General features: G+C 69.2%; 3 protein-coding genes. 1 reads left to right on the forward strand and 2 read right to left on the reverse strand.

The window, feature by feature from the left end; genetic code table 11:
- Nucleotides 1-649, forward strand: a 649-nt coding sequence (locus AC1DY5_RS50570) for a pyridoxal-phosphate dependent enzyme (RefSeq protein ID WP_478121839.1), incomplete at its 5' end; no start/stop codon positions are given.
- Nucleotides 650-667: 18 nt separating this feature from the next.
- Here the strand turns inward: AC1DY5_RS50570 and AC1DY5_RS50575 are convergent.
- Nucleotides 668-1,483, reverse strand: coding sequence for a CoA-transferase subunit beta (locus AC1DY5_RS50575; RefSeq protein ID WP_478121840.1), 816 nt, complete (start codon nt 1,481-1,483; stop codon nt 668-670).
- A 70-nt stretch (nt 1,484-1,553) separates the two neighbouring features.
- Nucleotides 1,554-2,678, reverse strand: a 1,125-nt coding sequence (locus tag AC1DY5_RS50580; protein WP_478121841.1) for a lytic murein transglycosylase, incomplete at its 5' end; no start/stop codon positions are given.

Consider the following 2,678-nt stretch of genomic DNA (forward strand, 5'->3'; position numbering starts at 1 on the left):
CATCCCGCGCGACGTCATGCAGGGCTATGGAACGATCCCGGCCGAGATCCTCGAGCAGCGCGGCGCCGAAGCGCGCGACACCTGCCCCTACAGTCACGTGTTCCTGCAGGGTGGCGTGGGCGGCATGGCCGCGGGCGTGGCCAGCTACCTGTGGGAGCGCTACGGCGCACAGCGGCCGACTTTCATCGTGGTCGAGCCGCAGCAGGCCGATTGCCTCTATCAGAGTGCGCTCCACGGCCAGGCCGCCAACGCCACCGGCTCGGTGGATTCCGTGATGGCCGGCCTCGCTTGCGGCGAGACCTCGCCGCTGGCCTGGCGCTTCCTGCAGCCCAGCGTGGACTTCTTCCTGACCATCGAGGACGACGAGGCCATCGAAGCCATGCGCACCCTCGCGGCCGGCAACGCCGACGACATGCCCCTGGTCAGCGGCGAGTCGGGCGTGGCCGGCCTCGCCGGTCTGGCGCACCTGACGCGCGACGCGGAACTGCGCAGCCGCACCGGCCTCGGGAAGGAAGCCACGGTGCTGCTGCTGTCGACCGAAGGCGCGACGGCACCGAGCGTCTACCAGCAGTTGGTGGGCAGGCCGCCGCAGCAGGTCTGGGCCGCCGGCGAAGCACACCGCGAGACCGCGAAGCTGGCGCGGCAGTAAGGGCCGCGGCGGGCGCCCTCAGCCGATGTAGAGGCGCTCGGCGTCGAGCCGCCGAAGCGCCGCGAGTTCGCGCGCGCTCGGCGCCTCAGTGGTCGCGATGCGGGCGTCGTGCAGCAATGTGAAGCCTGTGTTGTCCTGCACCTGCTCCAGCGTCACGCCCGGATGCAGCGCGACGATCTTCATGGCCCGGCTCTGCTCGTCGAAGCCGAAGATGCCCAAGTCGGTCACGACACGGAACATTCCGCCGGCCGGCAGGCCGCGGTCGCGTCGGCTCGTGCCGCCGTCGAGGAAGCCCGGGCTGGTCACGAAGTCGACCTTGTCGACGAAGCGGCGCCGCTCATGGCGCATCGCCACGATCATGTGCGTGAGGCTCGAGATGTCGTTGCCCCCACCCGTGCCCGGCAGCCGCGTCTTGGGATTCGCGGGGTTGCCGATGTAGGAGGAGTTGAGGTTGCCGTGCCTGTCGATCTGTGCGCCGCCCATAAAGCCGACGTCGACATAGCCGCGCTGCAGCAGCAGCATCACGTCGGCGCTGCCGAGCACCATGTTGGCACCCTTGGTGCAGCGCTGCTCGGCGGTCGACGGCGGCAGCCGGCCCGGCTCCACGCGGGGCCCGATGACCCCGCCCTCGAACAGGATGGTGAGCCCCGGGCAGCCCAGGCCCTGGGCCAGCGTCGCCGCCAGGATCGGCACGCCGACGCCGGCAAAGACGATCTGCCCGTCCTTGAGAAGGCGCGCGCTCATGACACAAAGAATTTCACTGGCGGTGCAACCGGCCATCGCGACCGACGAGGATGCTTCCTCGGTTGGAATGAAGATTGTCGTAGCGTCCATCGTTGACTCTCCTGGAGTAAACATCCTATCATACTATTAATAGTATGTGCGCTTCGTTGAACCCACCCGGCTACGGCGCCTGCAAGCGCTGCAGCACCGTTGCGCTGGGATAGCCGTCGGCGGGCAGGCCGACGCTGCGCTGGTACTGGCGGATCCCCTCGCGGGTGGCCGGACCCATCATGCCGTCGGGCGTGCCGCTGGCGAAGCCGCGCTGGTTCAGCGCGGTCTGGAGTTCCAGCAGCTGGCTGCGGCTGAGCGCTGCCTGGTCCCGGGGCCAGGCGGCCTGCACGCCGGGCCCGTCGGCCAGGCGTTGCGCCAGAAGCCCGACCGCGAGCGCATAGCTGGTCGAGTTGTTGTAGCGCAGAATGGCGCGGAAGTTCGGCCCCACCAGGAAAGCCGGTCCGCGCGCACCCGCGGGCAGCAGCACCATGCCGTCGGCGAATTCCGGCAGCGGCCGACCGTCCATGCTGCGCAAACCCTCAGCGGCCCATTGGGCACTGGATTGGCGCACGCTGGTGTCGGCGCGGCCGTAATCGAAGCCCGGCGGCAGCTGCACCTCGACACCCCAGGGCTGGTCCGCCTTCCAGCCCGAACGCGCGAGGAAATTTGCGGTCGAGGCCGAGACGTCGGCCATGCTGCCCCAGATGTCGCGCCGGCCGTCGCCGTCGCCATCCACGGCATAGGCCAGGAAATTCGACGGCATGAACTGCGTCTGGCCCATGGCGCCGGCCCAGGAGCCGATCATGTGCGCGCGATCGATGTCGCCCTTGTCGAGGATCTTCAGTGCCGCGAGCAGTTCGCGTCGCGCCCATTCCTCGCGGCGGCCTTCGAAGGCCAGCGTCGCCAGGGCGTCGATAGTCGGCGTGCTGCCGTAGTTGCCGCCGAAATTGCTCTCCATGCCCCAGATGGCAACGACGATGGAAGGCGGAACGCCGTAGCGCGCGGCCGCCGCGTCGACGGCGGTGCGAACCTGTAGCATCTTGTCCTTGCCGAGCGCCACGCGCTGGGGCGTCACGGTGTTGTCGAGGTAGTCCCAGACCGTGCGCGTGAACTCGGGCTGGGCGCGGTCGAGCTCGACGACGCGCGGCAGGTACTGCACGTCGGCAAACGCCGACTGCAAGGTCGCATCGCTGATGCCGGCTTCACGCGCCTTGCCACGGAAGTCGGCGACCCAGCGCGCGAAGCCCTGCTGGAG

The organism is Variovorax sp. P4_D9 (assembly GCF_056401695.1).

Excerpts from the sequence above, each read along its gene's own strand:
- AC1DY5_RS50575 (WP_478121840.1), bottom strand. The coding sequence starts at position 1,483 with ATGGACGCTACGACAATCTTCATTCCAACCGAGGAAGCATCCTCGTCG.